The 16,170-nt window shown below is 63.2% G+C and carries 21 protein-coding genes and 1 tRNA gene; 7 read left to right on the top strand and 15 right to left on the bottom strand.

Translation table 11 applies throughout. The features are described 5' to 3' along the window. Window positions 1-127 precede the first annotated feature (127 nt). Window positions 128-1,156: an AraC family transcriptional regulator gene (locus XI06_RS28215; protein ID WP_237862515.1), complete on the top strand. Its 1,029-nt coding sequence runs from the start codon at window positions 128-130 to the stop codon at window positions 1,154-1,156. A 92-nt stretch (window positions 1,157-1,248) separates the two neighbouring features. Here XI06_RS28215 and XI06_RS28210 read toward each other — a convergent pair whose 3' ends face one another. From XI06_RS28210 to XI06_RS28190, 5 genes are all read right to left on the bottom strand, one after another. Then, complete coding sequence (locus tag XI06_RS28210; RefSeq protein ID WP_271607026.1) at window positions 1,249-2,682, bottom strand: HlyD family type I secretion periplasmic adaptor subunit; 1,434 nt, start codon at window positions 2,680-2,682, stop codon at window positions 1,249-1,251. Next, a complete protein-coding gene (locus tag XI06_RS28205; RefSeq protein ID WP_271607025.1) occupies window positions 2,672-4,816 on the bottom strand; it encodes a type I secretion system permease/ATPase in 2,145 nt (714 codons plus the stop codon). Before XI06_RS28205 ends, XI06_RS28210 begins: the two co-directional genes overlap by 11 nt. 22 nt (window positions 4,817-4,838) lie before the next feature. Continuing rightward, window positions 4,839-5,783, bottom strand: coding sequence for a hypothetical protein (locus XI06_RS28200; protein WP_271607024.1), 945 nt, complete (start codon window positions 5,781-5,783; stop codon window positions 4,839-4,841). 216 nt (window positions 5,784-5,999) lie between these two features. Beyond that, window positions 6,000-6,497 (bottom strand): Lrp/AsnC family transcriptional regulator, encoded by a 498-nt coding sequence (locus XI06_RS28195; protein ID WP_237862519.1) that lies wholly within the window; start codon window positions 6,495-6,497, stop codon window positions 6,000-6,002. Window positions 6,498-6,590: 93 nt separating this feature from the next. Continuing rightward, entirely contained in the window at window positions 6,591-6,896 is a 306-nt protein-coding gene (locus XI06_RS28190) for an ETC complex I subunit (protein WP_237862520.1), read from the bottom strand. 315 nt (window positions 6,897-7,211) lie between these two features. Here XI06_RS28190 and XI06_RS28185 point away from each other — a divergent pair, with 315 nt between their 5' ends. Together XI06_RS28185 and XI06_RS28180 are read left to right on the top strand one after the other, a co-directional pair. Continuing rightward, window positions 7,212-8,390 carry an OpgC domain-containing protein gene (locus XI06_RS28185; protein ID WP_237862521.1) on the top strand — a complete coding sequence of 393 codons (1,179 nt, stop codon included), beginning with the start codon at window positions 7,212-7,214 and terminating at the stop codon, window positions 8,388-8,390. A 211-nt stretch (window positions 8,391-8,601) separates the two neighbouring features. Further along, window positions 8,602-9,027: a translational machinery protein gene (locus XI06_RS28180; RefSeq protein WP_237862522.1), complete on the top strand. Its 426-nt coding sequence runs from the start codon at window positions 8,602-8,604 to the stop codon at window positions 9,025-9,027. 16 nt (window positions 9,028-9,043) lie between these two features. Here XI06_RS28180 and XI06_RS28175 read toward each other — a convergent pair whose 3' ends face one another. Beyond that, complete coding sequence (locus XI06_RS28175) at window positions 9,044-9,238, bottom strand: hypothetical protein (RefSeq protein WP_271607023.1); 195 nt, start codon at window positions 9,236-9,238, stop codon at window positions 9,044-9,046. 305 nt (window positions 9,239-9,543) lie between these two features. Here XI06_RS28175 and XI06_RS28170 point away from each other — a divergent pair, with 305 nt between their 5' ends. Then, on the top strand, window positions 9,544-9,702 hold the full coding sequence (locus XI06_RS28170) for a hypothetical protein (RefSeq protein ID WP_237890054.1): 159 nt from the start codon (window positions 9,544-9,546) through the stop codon (window positions 9,700-9,702). A gap of 389 nt (window positions 9,703-10,091) precedes the next feature. On the opposite strand, the gene XI06_RS28165 is transcribed toward XI06_RS28170, so the two are convergent. The 4 genes from XI06_RS28165 to XI06_RS28150 form a co-directional block, all read right to left on the bottom strand. Further along, window positions 10,092-10,168 (bottom strand) — tRNA-Pro (locus XI06_RS28165). A 131-nt stretch (window positions 10,169-10,299) separates the two neighbouring features. After that, window positions 10,300-10,785 carry a DUF192 domain-containing protein gene (locus XI06_RS28160; protein ID WP_271607022.1) on the bottom strand — a complete coding sequence of 162 codons (486 nt, stop codon included), beginning with the start codon at window positions 10,783-10,785 and terminating at the stop codon, window positions 10,300-10,302. A 162-nt stretch (window positions 10,786-10,947) separates the two neighbouring features. After that, on the bottom strand, window positions 10,948-11,580 hold the full coding sequence (locus XI06_RS28155; RefSeq protein WP_237862583.1) for a cold-shock protein: 633 nt from the start codon (window positions 11,578-11,580) through the stop codon (window positions 10,948-10,950). A gap of 199 nt (window positions 11,581-11,779) precedes the next feature. Beyond that, on the bottom strand, window positions 11,780-12,541 hold the full coding sequence (locus XI06_RS28150; protein ID WP_271607021.1) for an SIR2 family NAD-dependent protein deacylase: 762 nt from the start codon (window positions 12,539-12,541) through the stop codon (window positions 11,780-11,782). 270 nt (window positions 12,542-12,811) lie between these two features. Here XI06_RS28150 and XI06_RS28145 point away from each other — a divergent pair, with 270 nt between their 5' ends. Next, on the top strand, window positions 12,812-12,976 hold the full coding sequence (locus XI06_RS28145) for a hypothetical protein (RefSeq protein ID WP_164933808.1): 165 nt from the start codon (window positions 12,812-12,814) through the stop codon (window positions 12,974-12,976). 72 nt (window positions 12,977-13,048) lie between these two features. On the opposite strand, the gene XI06_RS28140 is transcribed toward XI06_RS28145, so the two are convergent. Further along, window positions 13,049-13,333 carry a hypothetical protein gene (locus tag XI06_RS28140; protein WP_237862526.1) on the bottom strand — a complete coding sequence of 95 codons (285 nt, stop codon included), beginning with the start codon at window positions 13,331-13,333 and terminating at the stop codon, window positions 13,049-13,051. Between the two features lie 279 nt (window positions 13,334-13,612). Between XI06_RS28140 and XI06_RS28135 the strand changes: the two genes are divergently transcribed. Together XI06_RS28135 and XI06_RS28130 are read left to right on the top strand one after the other, a co-directional pair. Then, window positions 13,613-13,843: a hypothetical protein gene (locus XI06_RS28135; protein WP_237862527.1), complete on the top strand. Its 231-nt coding sequence runs from the start codon at window positions 13,613-13,615 to the stop codon at window positions 13,841-13,843. A 78-nt stretch (window positions 13,844-13,921) separates the two neighbouring features. Beyond that, window positions 13,922-14,047: a hypothetical protein gene (locus XI06_RS28130; protein WP_271607020.1), complete on the top strand. Its 126-nt coding sequence runs from the start codon at window positions 13,922-13,924 to the stop codon at window positions 14,045-14,047. Here XI06_RS28130 and XI06_RS28125 read toward each other — a convergent pair. From XI06_RS28125 to XI06_RS28110, 4 genes are all read right to left on the bottom strand, one after another. Further along, window positions 14,044-14,241 (bottom strand): hypothetical protein, encoded by a 198-nt coding sequence (locus XI06_RS28125; RefSeq protein WP_237862528.1) that lies wholly within the window; start codon window positions 14,239-14,241, stop codon window positions 14,044-14,046. The genes XI06_RS28130 and XI06_RS28125 overlap by 4 nt on opposite strands. Before the next feature lie 140 nt (window positions 14,242-14,381). Then, window positions 14,382-14,732 carry a GrlR family regulatory protein gene (locus tag XI06_RS28120; protein WP_271607019.1) on the bottom strand — a complete coding sequence of 117 codons (351 nt, stop codon included), beginning with the start codon at window positions 14,730-14,732 and terminating at the stop codon, window positions 14,382-14,384. 464 nt (window positions 14,733-15,196) lie between these two features. Then, window positions 15,197-15,337, bottom strand: a complete 141-nt coding sequence (locus XI06_RS28115) for a hypothetical protein (protein WP_237862530.1) — start codon at window positions 15,335-15,337, stop codon at window positions 15,197-15,199. Between the two features lie 505 nt (window positions 15,338-15,842). Next, complete coding sequence (locus tag XI06_RS28110; RefSeq protein WP_128962535.1) at window positions 15,843-16,139, bottom strand: HU family DNA-binding protein; 297 nt, start codon at window positions 16,137-16,139, stop codon at window positions 15,843-15,845. Window positions 16,140-16,170 lie beyond the last annotated feature (31 nt).

Genomic DNA, 16,170 nt, shown 5'->3' with positions numbered 1-16,170 from the left:
TCGGGATGTTCAAGGCGATTCCTCCTAGATCTTGTCGGGTCCGAACCTACCCCCGCCCGGGCGTTCTGGCGGTCGAAAAGGTTGCATTTTCCGCCAAGTTTGGCGAGGATTTTCCAAAGGACATCCAATGCCTTTCCAGGCCGCAACAGCCACGCCCCGCCGCGCCATGACCCCCGCCGCTTTCGTCCTCGGCGTGGTCGCGGCCTATGCCCGCCATGGACGGGATCCGGCTGAGGCGCTCGCCAAGGGCCAGGTCCCATCCGATCTCGTTCGGTCGGCCAACGGGCGGATTACGGCCGCCCAGTTCGAGGCGCTGGCCGGCCACGCCATGCGCGAGCTCGACGACGAGGCGCTCGGCTGGTTCTCGCGCCGCCTGCCGTGGGGCAGCTACGGCATGCTGTGCCGTGCCTCGATCACCGCGCCCAATCTCGAGGTCGCGCTGAAACGCTGGTGCCGGCATCACCGCCTGCTGACCGAGGACGTGCTGTTCGAGCTTGCGGTCAGCGGCGAGACCGCGACCATCTCCATTCGCGAACAGCGCGATCTCGGACCTTTGCGCGAATTCTGCCTCGTCACCCTGCTCCGTTATGTGCTCGGCTTCTCCTGCTGGGCGGTGGATTCCGCAATTGCGTTACGTGCGGCGGAATTTCCTTATGCAGAGCCCGCCCATGTCTCGGTCTATCCGACCATCTTCTGCAAGCACATCCGCTTCGACGCGGACGCGGCATGCATCGTCTTCGACAAGCATTATCTCTCGCTGCCGCTGACGCGCAGCCCCGCCGACCTCGACAGCATGCTCAAGGGCGCGCTGCGCCTGACGGTCCTGCCCTATCGCCGCGACCGCTTGCTGGTCGAGCGTGTCCGCCGCGTGCTGCGCGAGGGGCGCGGACGCATTCTCGGCGCAGAGGATGTCGCAAGCGAACTCGCGCTGTCCACCCGCACCATGCATCGTCGGCTGCGCGAAGAAGCAACTTCGCTGCGCGACCTGAAGGAAGAAGCAAAGCTCGAGCTCGCCAAGCAGGAGCTGATGCGCGGGCGCACGCCGATCAAGCGGATCGCCGAGATCGCCGGCTTTCGCAACGAAAAGAGTTTTTCCCGGGCTTTCCGCTCCTGGACCGGCGCGAGCCCGCGCGAGTTTCGCGACCGCTATCGCTAAAACGGCGAGCGACCTCATTGTCAGCTCACGAACGCCCGCAATCACGAGTGTTTCGGCGGCGCGAGCGGCTGTGCCCATGCCGGGCAAGCCCCTCACCTCTCGCGCAAGGATTCCTGCTCGTACCGCAGCAGCGGCGAAAGAAGATATTCGATGATCCGCCGCTTCCCGGTCTTGATCTCGGCGGTCACCGCCATCCCCGGCTCGAGGTCCGTCATGCGGCCGTCGACGAGCATGCTCGTCCGACCAAGCGCAATGCGGGCGGCATAGAGGAGGTCCTCCCCCGCCGGCGCGCTCGCCGCAGCGTCGCCGGACCTCTGCGAACTGCCGCCATGGGCGGTCGCCTTGTCGCGGGTGATGGCATCGCGCGATAAGCTCGTTACTCTGCCGCGCAGCACCCCATATTTGGTGAAGTTGAAAGTGTCGACCTTGATCTCCGCCTCGTCGCCGTCGCGAACGAAGCCGACATCGCGGTTGGCCAGCATCGCTTCGATTTCAATGGTCGCCTCGGCGGGGACCACCACCAGCAGCGGCTGAGCCGGCGTGACGACACCGCCGACCGTGTGAACCGCAAGCTGTTGCACGGTGCCGTCGATTGGCGCCCGCAGGATCTGGTCCTGCATGCGCCGCTCGGCTTTGACGAGGTCCTCGGTGAGCTGCGCCGCCTTCTGCTCGGCCTCGACGAGGTCTGTCGTCAGTCCGCGGACATATTCGGCACGGGCCTGATCGCGCTGGCCGACGGCCGAGCGTTGTGCGGCCTCGACCTCGGCGAGACGCCATCGCTGCACCACCAGCTCGCGCTGCAGCTCCGTCAACCGCACCTTGGCATCGAGATAAGCGATCCGGTTGCCGTATTGAATGTTCATGGCCTTCTCGCGCACCTCGGCGGCCTCGGTGACGAGCGGCAGCTCGGCTTCGACCTTGTCGATTGCCGCCTTGACGCTGTCCGCTTCCGCCCGCTTTTGCGCGATCTGCTGCTCGAGCGCCTCGATCTTGGCGATCTGCTGCTCGGCCTGCGCGGTCATGACGGCCCTGGCCCGCGCGACCTCCCGCGCCCGCGCCTCGGGCGGCGGTGCAAAGTTGACCGGGTGCAAATCTCCGTCGAGCCCGGCAATGAGCGCCGAGAGCCGCGCAACGTCGAGCCGGACGCGCTGCAGCTCAGGCCGGATGCGATCGCGGTCCGCCATGCTGGCCGTCTGATCCATGGCGATGAGGACGTCGCCCTGCTTCACACGGTCGCCGTCCCGGACGTTGATGCTGGCGATGACGCCGCTGTCCAGGGGCTGGATGGACTTGACCCGATCGGTCGGCACCACCTTGCCTTGCGCGGTCGCGACGATGTCGATGTGGCCGAACGAAGCCCAGGCGATCGCTATCAGGAGCGAGGCGCCGATGGTGGCGGCGATGGCGCGGCCGAGCGGCGAAGCAGGCGTTTCCATGATCTCCAGCGCCGCGGGCAGGAACTCGCGCTCGTCGCTGCGGAGACCGTTTCCGCCCCAGGCGTCCCGCGCAATGGTGCTAGCCGACATCGCGGAGCCCTCCCTGCAGGCGGTGGAGATTGGCATAGCGCCCGTTGCGCTGGATCAACTCGTCATGGCTGCCGTCCTCGACGAGCCGGCCGTGATCCAGCGTCAGGATGCGGTCGGCGCGGCGCACGGTCGAAAGCCGGTGCGCGATGACCAGCACGGTGCGGCCGTGCGCTATTCTGTGCATGTTGTCCTGGATGATACGCTCGCTCTCATAGTCCAGCGCCGAGGTGGCCTCGTCGAAGATCAGGATGCGGGGGTCGCCGATCAGCGCGCGCGCGATGGCGATGCGCTGGCGCTGGCCGCCGGACAGGCTCGCGCCGCGTTCGCCCACGATCGTATCGTAGCCCCGCGGCAGCTCCAGAATGAAATCGTGCGCGCCGGCGAGCTTTGCAGCCACGATCACGCGCTCCATCGGGAACGCGGGATCGGCGAGCGCGATGTTGTCGCGGATCGAGCGGTTGAGCAGGAAATTCTCCTGCAGCACGACGCCGATCTGGCGACGCAGCCAGGCGACATCGACGAGCGCAAGGTCCGTGCCGTCGATCATGATGCGACCGCTCTCGGGCACGTAGAGCCGCTGCACCAGCTTCGTGAGCGTCGATTTCCCGGAGCCGGAGGGACCGACGATCCCCACCACCTGCCCCGGCGGCACGTGCAGGCTGACCTCGTGCAGGACCTCCGGTCCGTCGATCCGATAGCGGAAACCGACACGTTCGAAACTGATCCCGCCCTTGATGGGTGGCAACGCGGCGTGACCGGTGAGATGGGCCGGCTCCGGCGCCGTGTTGAGAATATCGCCAAGCCGCGCGATCGACAGACGCGCCTGGTGGAAGTCCTGCCACAGCTGCGCGAGCCGCAGCACCGGCTGCGACACGCGGCCGGCGAGCATGTTGAAGGCCACGAGCTCACCGACCGACAGCGCGCCCTCGATCACGAGCCGGGCTCCGAAATAGAGCGTCAGCGCAGTGACGAGCTTGCTGATCAGTTGCACGGCCTGGCTCGCCCAGTTGCCGAGCGCGAGCACGCGGAAACTCGCACTGACATAGCCGGCGAGCTGCTCCTCCCAGCGGCGCTGCATCTGCGGCTCTACCGCCATGGACTTCAGCGTCTCGACGCCGGCGACGCTTTCGACAAGAAAGGCCTGGTTCTCGGCGCCGCGGTTGAATTTCTCGTCGAGCCGCGCGCGAAACAGCGGTGTCACCCCGGCCGACAGCGCCACGTAAAGCGGAACCGAGCCCACCACGATCCAGCTCAGGAGCGGCGAGTAGGAGAACATCACCGCCAGGAACACGATGGTGAAGACCAGATCGACCACCAGCGTCAGGGCCGAGCCCGTGAGAAAGTTGCGGATGTTCTCCAGTTCGCGAACGCGCGCCACGGAATCCCCGACCCGCCGCGCTTCGAAATAAGCGAGCGGCAGCGCCAGCAGATGTCGGTAGAGCCGAGCGCCGAGCTCGACGTCGATGCGGTTCGTGGTATGCGCGAAGAGGTGGGTACGCAGCGCCGCGAGCAGCGTTTCCAGGACGGATACCGCGATCAGCCCGAACACCAGAACGTCGAGCGTGGTGAGGCCGCGATGCACGAGCACCTTGTCGATCACCACCTGGAAGAACAACGGTGAGATCAGCGCGAAGACCTGGAGAAAGAACGAGGCGGCCAGCACCTCGGCGAACAGGCCGCGATATTTGTGCATCGCCTGTAGGAACCAGCCGACGTCGAAGCGCCGGACCAGCTCGCCGAGCGAGGCGCGGCGCGTCATCACGATCAACCCGCCGCCCCATGCCGCCTCGAAGGCGGCGCGCGGCAGCAGCTCGGGCTTTCCCGTCGTCGAATTGTGGATGATGACCTTGTCCTCGGACAATTTCGCCACGATGACGAAGCTGCCGTCGCGCCATTCCGCGATGGCCGGCAACGAGGTCTTGCAGAGTCGCGTCCAATCCTTCCGGACGCGACGTGCCTTGAGGCCGAGATCCCGGGCGCAGCGCAAAATCTCGGTCGTGCCGAAGCGCACACCGCCAAGTCGGTGCCGAAGCTGCTCCGCATCGCCGGGGATGCCGAAGAAGCGGAGCAGCAGGGTCAGCGACTCGAGCCCGCTGTCAGGCGTGACGGCGACGTCTGACGACGTTGTGGGCATGACCCTGATCCCCGACCCGGCTCTAGGAGACGTGGGCCGCGGCTGCGATCACGGCCCCGGCCGGAGGGCCTGCGACCATTTCCACCGGATGCGAGACGATCACACCGCCGCTGCCGTCGGCGGACAGCGCGAAATCCGCATTGGTGAACTGCCCGATCAGATTGAGCTTGGCGACGGTCGCGCCGTCGGAGATCGTGAGCACGCCTCCCGTGTTGGCGGCATTCTCCGAAAACGCAAAGGTGGCGCCGGCGCCGGACTTGATGTTGTGCAGGTCGATCTTGTCCGCCGCCTGCCAGCCCGAGATGTATCCGGTGAAGTCGCTGGCCAAGGCGAGATCAAGTGTCGCGTTGGTGCCACCGAAGGCCATGTCCTTTGCCGTGCCGCCCGCCTGGACGGACAGGAGGCCACCGGTCTCGACCTTGGTTTCGTCGGCACGGCCGCCCTTGAACACGATCTCCTTGCCGCCGGCGCCGATGTCCGTTTCCGCGGTGCCGCCCCAATCGTAGAGCACGCCGCCTTTCTCGACGTACGTGAAACCCGCCCCGCCCCCCGACTTGACGACCTGCGCCCCGCCCATCAGGTAGGTATAACCTGCGATACCGCCGGACTCGACGACCTGAAAGCCGCCGCTGTGGATCACGGCGGTGTTGGAGGCGCCCCACAGATCCTGCACACCGCCGCTGTTGACGATGGTGTCGAAGGCGTTGCCGTGAGCGTCCTGCACGCCACCGGAATTGATGACCGTGTTGTACGCGGTCGCGCCCTCCCGGAGGTTCTGGAGCCCGCCGTCGTTGATCGTTACGTCGTGCGTCCTTCCGCGATGATAGACATCTTGAACGCCGCCGTCGTTGATCGTCGTATTGAAGACGTCACCGCCGACGACGATTTCCGTGCCGCCATTGATGACCGTGTCGGCGTCAGCCATGCCGACCACTCGGATCTGGCCCTTCCCGATAGTGCCTGCCATTTTGATCTCCATAAATTTTGTCAAATGCCTGAAGCGAACATGTCGCTGCGCAAATGAGTTTTGATGAACCGTAGCGTCCGGTTGGTCGCGTCCGGAAACCGGCGGTTCAAACGAATTTTTTTGCGGAGATTTTCCGGGATTATAGGGAAATAAAGCAGGACTATGCGGAAATCCGAAGCGTCGTCGGCGACCCCGTCGCCCTCTCCCTCCCACGCGCTAGCCGGCCGAAACGGTCCCTGCCGCAAGCTCCTCAACCGGCAGCGGCACGTCCTTCGCAACGCCAAGAACCGGAAAGCTGCGGACGTTCTTCACGTTGGGCATGGCGGCGAAATGCAACAGCTGCTGGCGCATGCTCTCGACGCTCGGCGCCACGCATTTGAGAAGATAGTCGGTGTCGCCCGAAATCCGCCAGCACTGCTGTATCCGCGGGATCGCTGAGATCGAGCCCTCGAAGGCCGCGAGCACCGGCTGCGCCTGGCTGCCGAGCTGGATCGAGACGAACGACACCACCTCATAGCCGAGCAGCCGTTCGTCGATGACCGCGCGCACGGCGCGGATCACCCCGCGCCTGAACAGCGATTTGAGCCGTCGCAGGCAGTTCGGCGCGGACACGCCGACGCGCAGCGCCAGCTCGTTGTTACGGACGCGCCCGTCCTGCTGCAATTCGGAGAGTATCTTCAGATCGACGCTGTCGAGCTGGTCGCGCCCGGCCATCCCCTACCTCGTCATGGTCCCGTCATAGGACCAGCGAAGCACGGGGGGCGCGCAGTGCCAAGGCCCGTTCCGTCGGACGGCCGAAGGAGCCCCTTAATGCGTCCAGGGCTCACCGCGGCGGAAAGAGAAATTGTCGGCGTAGGCGACCTGGCGGTGCAAGGAATCCTTGGGCTCGATCACCTGGTAGGCGATGCCCTTGCGCTCGCAATAGGCGACCGCCTCGTCCTTGGTGTGGAAGCGTAGCGTGATCTGCTGCTTCATGTCGCCGGACGAGGTCCAGCCCATCAGCGGCTCGACCGAACGGGGCTGCTCCGGCTCGTAATCGAGCTGCCATTCCTTGGTCTTCGACCGGCCGGATTGCATCGCGTTCTTGGCGGGCTTGAAAATGCGTGCGGTCATTGGCGGTCCGGCCTCTTCGTCTTTCGTTCGATTTTCATGCGTCACGGTAGCGATTGGTGCAAACCGCGGGCATAGTATAGAGACACCTTTCGGGAACTGATCGGTGATTCCGGCCCTCCCAGGTCCCTCACCGATGGGTATAGTCATTATGCTGCACTGTGACAATTGCGTACCCGCCTTCCGTCCGGGAATCCCGCCCGGCGGCCAAGCCTTGCCAACACAAGCCTTGCCAACACAAGCCTTGCTAACACCTGCCTTGCCAACATTCGCCTCGCCGACCTCAGCGTATCCGTCCCTTTCGAGAGCTTCCGTCGCATGGCCTTCCTGAACATCAACGCCACGCTGCCCGAAAAGGGCCGTGACCTCAGGCTCGACCTGTTTCGCGGTATCGCCAACTGGGCGATCTTCCTCGACCACATCCCCGACAACATCGTGAACTGGATCACGACGCGCAACTACGGCTTTTCGGACGCGGCCGATTTGTTCGTCTTCATCTCCGGCTACACGGCTACGTTTGTCTACGCCCGGATGATGCTGGAGCGCGGCTTCATCGTCGGCGCCACCCGCCTGACCAAGCGGGTCTGGCAGCTCTATGTCGCCCACATCATCCTGTTCGTGATCTATATCGCCTCGATCAGCTATCTGGCGCTGCGCTTCGGCGATTCCGAGATGATCAACGAGTTCAACGTCGCCGGCCTCGTCGACAACGCCACCGAGACCTTGCGCCAGGGCCTGTTCCTGCGGTTCAAGCCGCTCAATCTCGACGTGCTGCCACTCTACATCGTGTTGATGGGCCTGTTTCCGCCGGTGCTGTGGTTCATGCTGCGCAAGCCTGATCTGACGATGGTGCTGTCCATTGTCCTGTGGCTCTCGGCGCGACACTTCGGCTGGAATTTGACCGCCTATCCGGGCGGCCAGTGGTATTTCAACCCCTATTGCTGGCAGGTGCTGTTCGTGTTCGGCGCCTGGTGCGCGATGGGCGGCGCACGCCGTTCGGGCTGGCTGATCAATTCGTCGGTTACGTTGTGGGTCTGCCTCGCCTATCTCGCCTTCGCGCTGGTCATGACCATGGCCGGCCGTTTTCCGGCGCTTGGCGGCATGTTCCCGGAATGGCTGTTCTCGGCGTTCAATCCGAACGACAAGACCAACCTTGCGCCCTACCGCTTCATCCACTTCGTCGTGATCGTGATCCTGGTGATCCGCTTCGTGCCGAAGGAATGGCCGGGGCTGGAGTGGAAGGTCTTCGATCCCGTGATCGTCTGCGGCCAGCAATCGCTCGCCGTGTTCTGCGTCGGCGTGTTCCTGTCCTTCGTCGGCCATTTCGAGCTGTCGATGAGCTCGGGCTCGCTGTTCGCGCAGCTGTTCGTCTCCATCGCCGGAATCGCGATCATGACGACGGTGGCCTATTACATCTCGTGGTCGAAGCGGCAGGACAAGCCGCTGAAGCCGCCGCCGGCGAAGTCCGCAGCTCCCCCCGCGGCAAAGGCCGCCTGAGCCGTCGAACGCCCGCTGGTTCAAGCGAGCGTTCGACGTCCGTTGCCATATCCGGCTTGTGGGGATCAGGCTGGCCGGGTCAACTTGACTTGGGTCAACCAGGAGCGATGCCGATCAGCCTAGGGTTATCGTGACACGCGCCGCCGCACTGATATCGGCGGCCTTCCCTCGGACAAGGCCCAAGGACAAGGCCCAAGGACAAGGCAAGCACATGCCCTCTCATTTTCACGCCGTGGTCTGGATCGATCATTCGCAGGCCCGGATCTTCCATCTTGGCCTGAGCGGCTCCGACGAAGTCACCCTGCATCCGCAGCTGGCAACGCGGCATCTTCATCACAAGGCCAACACGATCGGCAGCGGCCACGCCGCGCCGGACAAAACCTTCCTCGCCGAGGTGACCAAGGCCATCGCCGATGCCGGAGAAATCCTCATCATCGGTCCGGCGAACGCGAAGATGGAGCTCGCCAGCCACATTCGCGCCCATGCGCCCGATCTCGCCAAGCGGATTGTCGCGGTGGAAGCGGCCGATCATCCCACGGACAACGAGATCGTCGCTTACGCCAAGCGTCACTTCAAATTGCCGCTCCCGCGCATACAGGCCCCCGGCGCCGCCGCGGGGGAAAGACATCAGGGCTGAGCGAAGCGCCTCCGTTTCAGGCCGCCGCCTCGCCGTCATACTCGGTGAATTTCTTGTAGATCCAGTCGCGGCCGTCGTGACGACGCCAGACCTTGCCGTAGACGAGCTGCCCATTGATTGAGCGGCGCGGCACGATGACGGTCCAGAGATGCCAGATCTCGGTCCAGGTCGGCCGTTGGCGGGATGTTTTCGTGGTGAGATCGAAAGCCATGACGGACAACTCGCGCGAAACGAAACACCGCGGCGAATGTGATCTCGTGTGAGCCGCTGCTGGGCGTCGTCGCGGGCCGGGACCAGTTGATATCATCGGCCAAAATGACCGCAACGATGGTCCGCGCTTAACCTAACCGATCAACCTTACCCGTCGTCGGAAGGCCGCGTTGCCAGTTGAAACGCCTGCCCATCTTTCCTAAGATGCATGCGCAATTTGAGAATGAATGCGCCGTTTCCGAAGAGCGCACCGGGGCTGATTTCAGGCTGATTTTTTCAAGCGACTGACTGCGCGGGTCGACGATCATGAATTTGCAATGTGCCTATTTGCGGCTGGCAATGGCTTCGCCGCCCCCGACACCGGTCGCTATGCGGCCGCCGGATCAATCGCCAAAGGCTGTCAACGACAATCATCCGGTCTGGCCGCTGATCCCGTTTCCGGCGGGCTGGTACGCCTCGGGCTAAAAGCCCCGAAAAGCGCAACGCCGCGCAAGCGGAGTATCCTCGCTTGGCGGCGTCCGTTAGGCATTGGGCGCTGAAATCCCCAACACCGATATGTCTATGGCGACGTCCAAAGGTTCGATGAGGCTTTGGTCATTCTGCGCGCGTTAGCTTTGGTGTTTCAGAAGGTTGTCCATCTGGTCTGAACCTAGGAAGCTGAGGTTGCGAAGCTTCAACGTTCCAAGGAAAGACCAGATGAACGTCCACAAGAATGCGCCTTTGACGCCCAAAGGTCGAGAGGCGATGGAGTGCAGCGTCGTCGAGGACGCGCTGAGCCAGGCCAACGTGTGCGGTCGGCTAACCTGTGTCAGCGCTCTTGGATCTCTGGGGATGAAGAGGGTCCACGCCCGGACTGGTCGGGGCAGCTGGATTCGAACCAACGACCTGCAGTACCCAAAACTGCCGCGCTACCAGGCTGCGCTATACCCCGAATGTCCGGCGAGCCCCGTCGATACACGCTTCCCGGGGGGGCATCAAGCTTTCCAAGCCGCCAGGCAAGCGAAGCCGCCGACAGGATACCTCCCGGATTTACCGGGCCGGGCCGCAATAGCCCTACCCGACCTATTTGCTGCCGAACAAGGGGTGTCCGACGTGATCGCCGGGGCGGATACCGTATTTCTGCGCTGTTCCCGCCACCACCTCAAGGACGGCCCGGGCGGGCCCCTTGGACGAGATAATCTTGGTCGAAAGCGGTTCGGTGTTTTCGGCGATGCGCAGGATGCGGCCGTCGGCGCGAATGAAGATCATGTCGAGCGACACATAGGTGTTCTTCATCCACATCGACACTTCCTGCTCGGGATTGAAGTCGAACAGCATGCCTTTGCCGTCAGCCAATTCCTTGCGGTACATCAGCCCGGTCTGCTTCTCCTCATCCGTGGTCGCCATCTCCACCGAGAACACCTGGACGCCGTTCTTGGTGACGATCTCGAGCGGCTGGAAACTGGCGGCGCGAACGGGAGCGCCGGCGACGGCGAAGCCGACAATGACGAGAGCGGCGGCAAGAAAGCCCCGGGCAACGGACCGGACGGCCTTTCGATCAAAGCTCATGGCGGGGATACTCGGCAGGAAATGCGGCAAGAAAGTCAGGACCACAATGACTGGCCCAACGGTTACGGATTGCGACATCCTTACGCGGCCACCGCCCCAAAAGCCAGAAGCGCGCAGGCCACCCCGCGCGCTTCTGCCCACCAATACGGAAATTTGAAGCTTCTAGTGCGACTGGAGACCCGGCGAGCCGGTCTCCGGATGGATCTCGGCCGCCATCATCCCCTTGGAGCCGGGCCCGAAGCGAACCAGCACATACTGGCCCGGGCGCAGCTCGGTCATGCCGAAACGGCGCAGCGTCTCCATGTGCACGAAAATGTCGGGCGTGCCCTCGCCGCAGGTCAGGAAGCCGAAGCCCCGCAGCCGGTTGAACCATTTGACCTGGGCCCGCTCGAGGCCGCTGGTCGCGGTCACCGTGACGTGGGTGCGCGGCGGCAGCATCTGCGCCGGATGGATCGCGGTCGACTCGTCCATCGAGACGACGCGGAAGGCCTGGTAGCCCTTGGCGCGCTGGATGCACTCGACGACGATGCGGGCACCCTCATAGGCGGTCTGGAAGCCGTCGCGTCTAAGCACGGTAACGTGCAGGAGGACGTCGGGCCAGCCATTGTCGGGGACGATGAAGCCGTAGCCCTTTGATGCATCGAACCATTTGATGACGCCATGAACCTCGACGAGGTTGGCGCTGCCCTCACCTAGCCCGGTGAAAGGACTGAGCGCATTGTCGCGACCGGCGCCGTGCTCGCCCGACGCGGGAACTCCCAGCTTCTTGGACTCAAATCCGTCCGACGACCCCATAACCCCGGACCCCGCAACTGCCATGCAACCCGCCACATTGGCGGTGCTCGAATCACGCGTCTTAAGAGAATCTTCTCACCTCGACGCGACGCGAATCTTTCGACTCAAAAGATAACACTCCCGGTTGAGACGCATAGATAAAAAAGAGATTCGGCGGAACCTATGAACAGCTTGCACAGCCGCGAATCAAACTAACGCCTCAATTGCCGACAAAGGGTCCGAGCGTTTCGCCGATGTCGTGGCGGATGACGAGGTCGGCGATGTCGTCCTGCTCGGTCGGCTCGCGATTGATGATCACCAAACGTGCACCCGAGTTCTTCGCCATCATCGGGAAGCCGGCCGCCGGCCACACCACGAGCGAGGAACCGATCGCGATGAACAGATCGCAGGCCTGCGCCAGCTCGGTCGCGCGTTGCATTTCATCCTCGGGCATCGCCTGACCGAATGAGATCGTTGCGGTTTTGACCGGCTCGTCGCAGGCAGTGCAGTTGGGCGCCGCACCGTCCGCGTCGAACCGGCGCTTCACCCAGTCGAGCTGGTAGGTCTGCCCACATCCGATGCAGCGCGCGTAAGTGGTATTGCCGTGAAGTTCAATCACGCGATCGGCCGCGAAGCCCGAGGCCTGGTGCAGATTGTCGATGTTCTGGGTGATGACCGCCGGGATCTTGCCGGCACGATGCAGCGAGGCGAGCGCGCGATGGCCGCGTCCGGGCTTGGCTACGGAAAACACCTCCTCCATCGCAAAGCGCCTTCGCCAGGACTCGTCACGCGCCTCCTGGCTTGCGACGAACTCGTCGAACTGGATCGGACGATTGCGAGTCCAAATTCCGCCCGGCGAGCGGAAGTCGGGGATGCCGCATTCAGTCGAGATGCCCGCGCCGGTGAACGGCACGATGATTTTTGCGCGCGCGATCATGTCGTCGAGCCGTTCGACGCCGCTCTGAAGATTTTCTGCAATCACGCGCCGCCTCCCGATTCAATTTCGCGCTAGCTGCAACATGTGCAAGCGGCAAGATTGTTGACGCTCTTATCCACCGGCGTGCAAGAGTTCTGCAACGACAGGGCGGCAATTTTTTCCGACCCTCGCTTATCACAATCCTGCAATGCCTCCTCCCCATTGACGCCCCAATCAGAAGCGCCAATGCATGTGTTGACGCGACTCAACGTGATTGCGGCGGCAGTGCTTGAGTTCACAAGTGCACACATACTCAGGTGTAGTGGGGATTTTGACATGACCGAGGACGAACAACGCAAGATCCGCGAACGCGAAGAGATCGCCGCCCGTGTCGCCGCCTTCCGTGCCACGCAAGAGAAATTCAAGCGCGAGCGCGAAGAGTATTTCGTCTCGACGCTGGAGAACGCGCGCAAGGTGGAACGGCCCTCGCTCTGGCCGTGAGCGCATCGCGCGGGACAGGCGCCAACGAAAAAAGCCCGGAGCATCGCTCCGGGCTTTTCGATTCCTCCACCGTTACCAATGACGGTAGTAGCGATGGTGCCGGTAATACGGCCCGCCATAATAGGCGTACGGGCCAGGGCCGTAATCATAATAGGCCGGGCCGCCGTAATAGCCGTAGCCCGGGCCGTAATAGCCATAGCCGTACGGATGGGACGCGGCGACGGCGCCGGCTGTGATCGCACCGGCGGCGAGACCGAACGCGAGGCCCGGGCCAATACCGCGCGCCTGTGCAGGGGCCGCAACCGCGGTCACGCCGACGGCGGCGACGGTGGCAAGGATTGCGAGTGTCTTTTTCATGATCTCCTCCTTCGCATCTGGGCGGACAACGCGAGCTGACGGCAAAGGTTCGCTCCGGATGGAACCGCAGCGGGCAGAAATAATCTCGCGGCGGATGGAACGATTTGGCGGGCGGTGGATTGATGCTGTACATGCGAAGGCCTCCGCCATCCGGGTGGGGCAAGAGCATGAAGACCCCGTCAGCATCTCCGCGGTGCTGGCGGGGTTTTCAATTTCGCGGACAAGAATGGCAGCAGACATCAACGGCTGCCAACGGGGCGGGAGGCCGAGGAGACAAGATTGCCGATATCCGCTTTGCTCGCCCGCATCCGCAGGCTCGTTCCCACAACCAACACGCAGCACTACGACGAGATCGTCCGGAGCTTCGGCGTCGGTGCGCTCCGCCCGCCGCCAACGCCGATGAGCGACGGCGAGCTCGCCCGCGCCATCGCCGAGTTTCTCAAATCATCGCCGTCCACGGAATCGGTTGCGACGCTCGGCCGGCGGCTCGATCCCACCTCGCCGCTTTGAGCGGCGTTTCCTCGCAAGCGGCGGAACAAGCGCCTCGCGCGCGGGTTGAAATCGTCTCCCCGCAAGAGGAGGCTCATCATGCCCGTCTGGCTCGAAGTCTTGCTCAATCTGTCCGGCTATGCCGGCTTCGTGGCGCTCGCAACAAGCGGCGCTGCGTGCTCGCGCAATTCCGCCGAGGACGAGACCTACCGCAGTAAACGCTAATTCGCCGGCGGCGCGTGACCCGCGGTGCGCACCAGCCGGTCGGCCTTGAGCGCGACGCGCGTGTCCTCGTCCTGCGGCCGCAGCGAAACGCTGATCGCCACGAAGGCGAGACAGAACAGCGCGCCGACGACGGCGACACGGCGATAAGTCTGGCGGTCGCCCTGATAAAATGACGGTTCTAAAAAGGGTGTCATGGCAATAATAGGTTTTCTTGTTGTCTTTGCCAGACACCTACCCCAACGCGCAGACGACGCAACGCGATTGGGCTTTTAACCTAACCGAATAGGGTTATCGCGAGGGCGGCAAGCTTTCGTTAGGAGATCGCGCGAGCGCTTCAGACGTCGGCGAGCCACTTCAGCGTCGCGCTAAAGCCGAGGCTGCGATGGCCGGCGACCAGCACGGTGCCGTATACTTCGGCCCCCTCCTCGGTGAACATCCCCGAGAATCCGCTGGTCGCCTCGGCGCCGCCAAACAGCGGCCTGGCAAGCGGATCGGCAAACGGCGAATGCTGGTTGGTGGCAAGCTCGCCCTTCCAGGTACCATTGCCTGACGTGTAGGACCCGCGTGACCAGAAGTAAGGCCCGCCGCCGAGCAGGACGCCATCGCGCAGGATCAACACGCCGCTGTCGCGGCCCTTCACGCCGTCGAGCATGCGGATGTGGATGGAGTAGAGCCCGTTCTTCATGGATGCGCCTGCCGTCCCAGCGACGATAGCGCGGCGTGCGGAGAGCGTCGAGACAGAGGCTTGCCGCCTGTTGCGGTCCGCCGACCATCTTTGTTCCAGCTTCGCCTGCATTTCGTTCTCAAAAGAACGAATCGGAATCAACGAAATCGCGCGGAACAGGTCTTAACAAATCATTTGCATGCGAATGAGCGACAAACCGCCGCAAGCAGGCGATCCCGCCATGTCGTCGATCATTGATTTGCGGCGACCGCAATGACGACACCGTGGTGCGGAGCATCGCGCTGACTCGTGTTGGCACAGGGCCGCGCGCTGAGGCCCGGACACACACGACCTGTTCTGCATCCGACTCCATTTCGTTCTCGAAGAACGAATCGGAGGCGAGTCAATCAGTGGGAAGCATTTCCTAACGAGCGATGAAGCGACGCGCCGTCACGTAAGATCGTCATCGCCTCGAGCGGAGGTGCTCAAGCCGCCGCGCGCTTGGCGTTGCCCCTCTCCGCAAAGCATTCCAGGATCTGGATGCGGATTTCCTCTGCGGCCGGGCCCTCGACCTTCCTGAGCTGGTTCCAGAGCCGGATCACTTCGCGCTGCTTTTCAACGGTCATGAGTCATCTCCTGAGCTGATGACTCACTAGAACAAAATAAGAACAAAAAGTCCAGCCCACACGCCAAAATTCCTGTGCGTGTCGCGTTGAACCTTTTCGGCGCGCCCGAGACCTATGGAAGCTGGGGATTTCAGCGCCCAGTCATATGGCAGCGCCGCGATGGACGAACATATTCCGTCACCGCGGCGCTGTTGCTTTTTGCGTTTTCAACCTTAAGTTAGGCGAGCGACTGGCGGCCAGGCGCTGAAATCCCAACGCCGTCAGCGAGAGAGCCCCGTGCGCAAGCGCGGGGTTTTTTCGTTGTGCTGGCGATGGGCGTGCAACATTCCACGCTGAACTTTTTCAGCGCTGGCGCGTCTTATCAATGAAGCTTCCCCCCAAGGCTTCACCCCATCAGAAAACCCCGCTCCCCCCAAGCGGGGTTTTCCCCTTTTTGAAGACATCACGTCTTCCAACATCTCACTCCGCCCATCCGCGTGCCGTCCGGGCGCGCGCGCGGCTCGGATCAGACGGCGTCCTTGGCCACCTTCAGCGGCGAGGCCTTGACCGACTTGCTCGCCGGCTTGGCAGCAAACTGCATCGGCTCCTTGGTGAAGGGATTGACGCCCATGCGGGCCTCGGTCGCCGGCTTGTTGACGACCGACATCTTCACGAAACCGGGAATAACGAACTCGCCGGACTCGTTGAGCTCCTTGTAACCGACCGTCGCCATGTACTCGATGACCGACTTCACGTCGTTCTTCGCAAGCTGCGTGCCCTCGGCAATCGCATCGATCAACTGAGTCTTGGTCATCTTCGGCATGTCTGGAATTCCTCTGAATGGGTGCGCGCGA

Origin of the sequence: Bradyrhizobium sp. CCBAU 11434, from assembly GCF_028128895.1 — a bacterium.
Lineage (GTDB): Bacteria > Pseudomonadota > Alphaproteobacteria > Rhizobiales > Xanthobacteraceae > Bradyrhizobium > Bradyrhizobium zhengyangense.
Note: the sequence above shows the minus strand (reverse complement) of the source record. Positions and strands in the feature narration are given on the sequence as shown.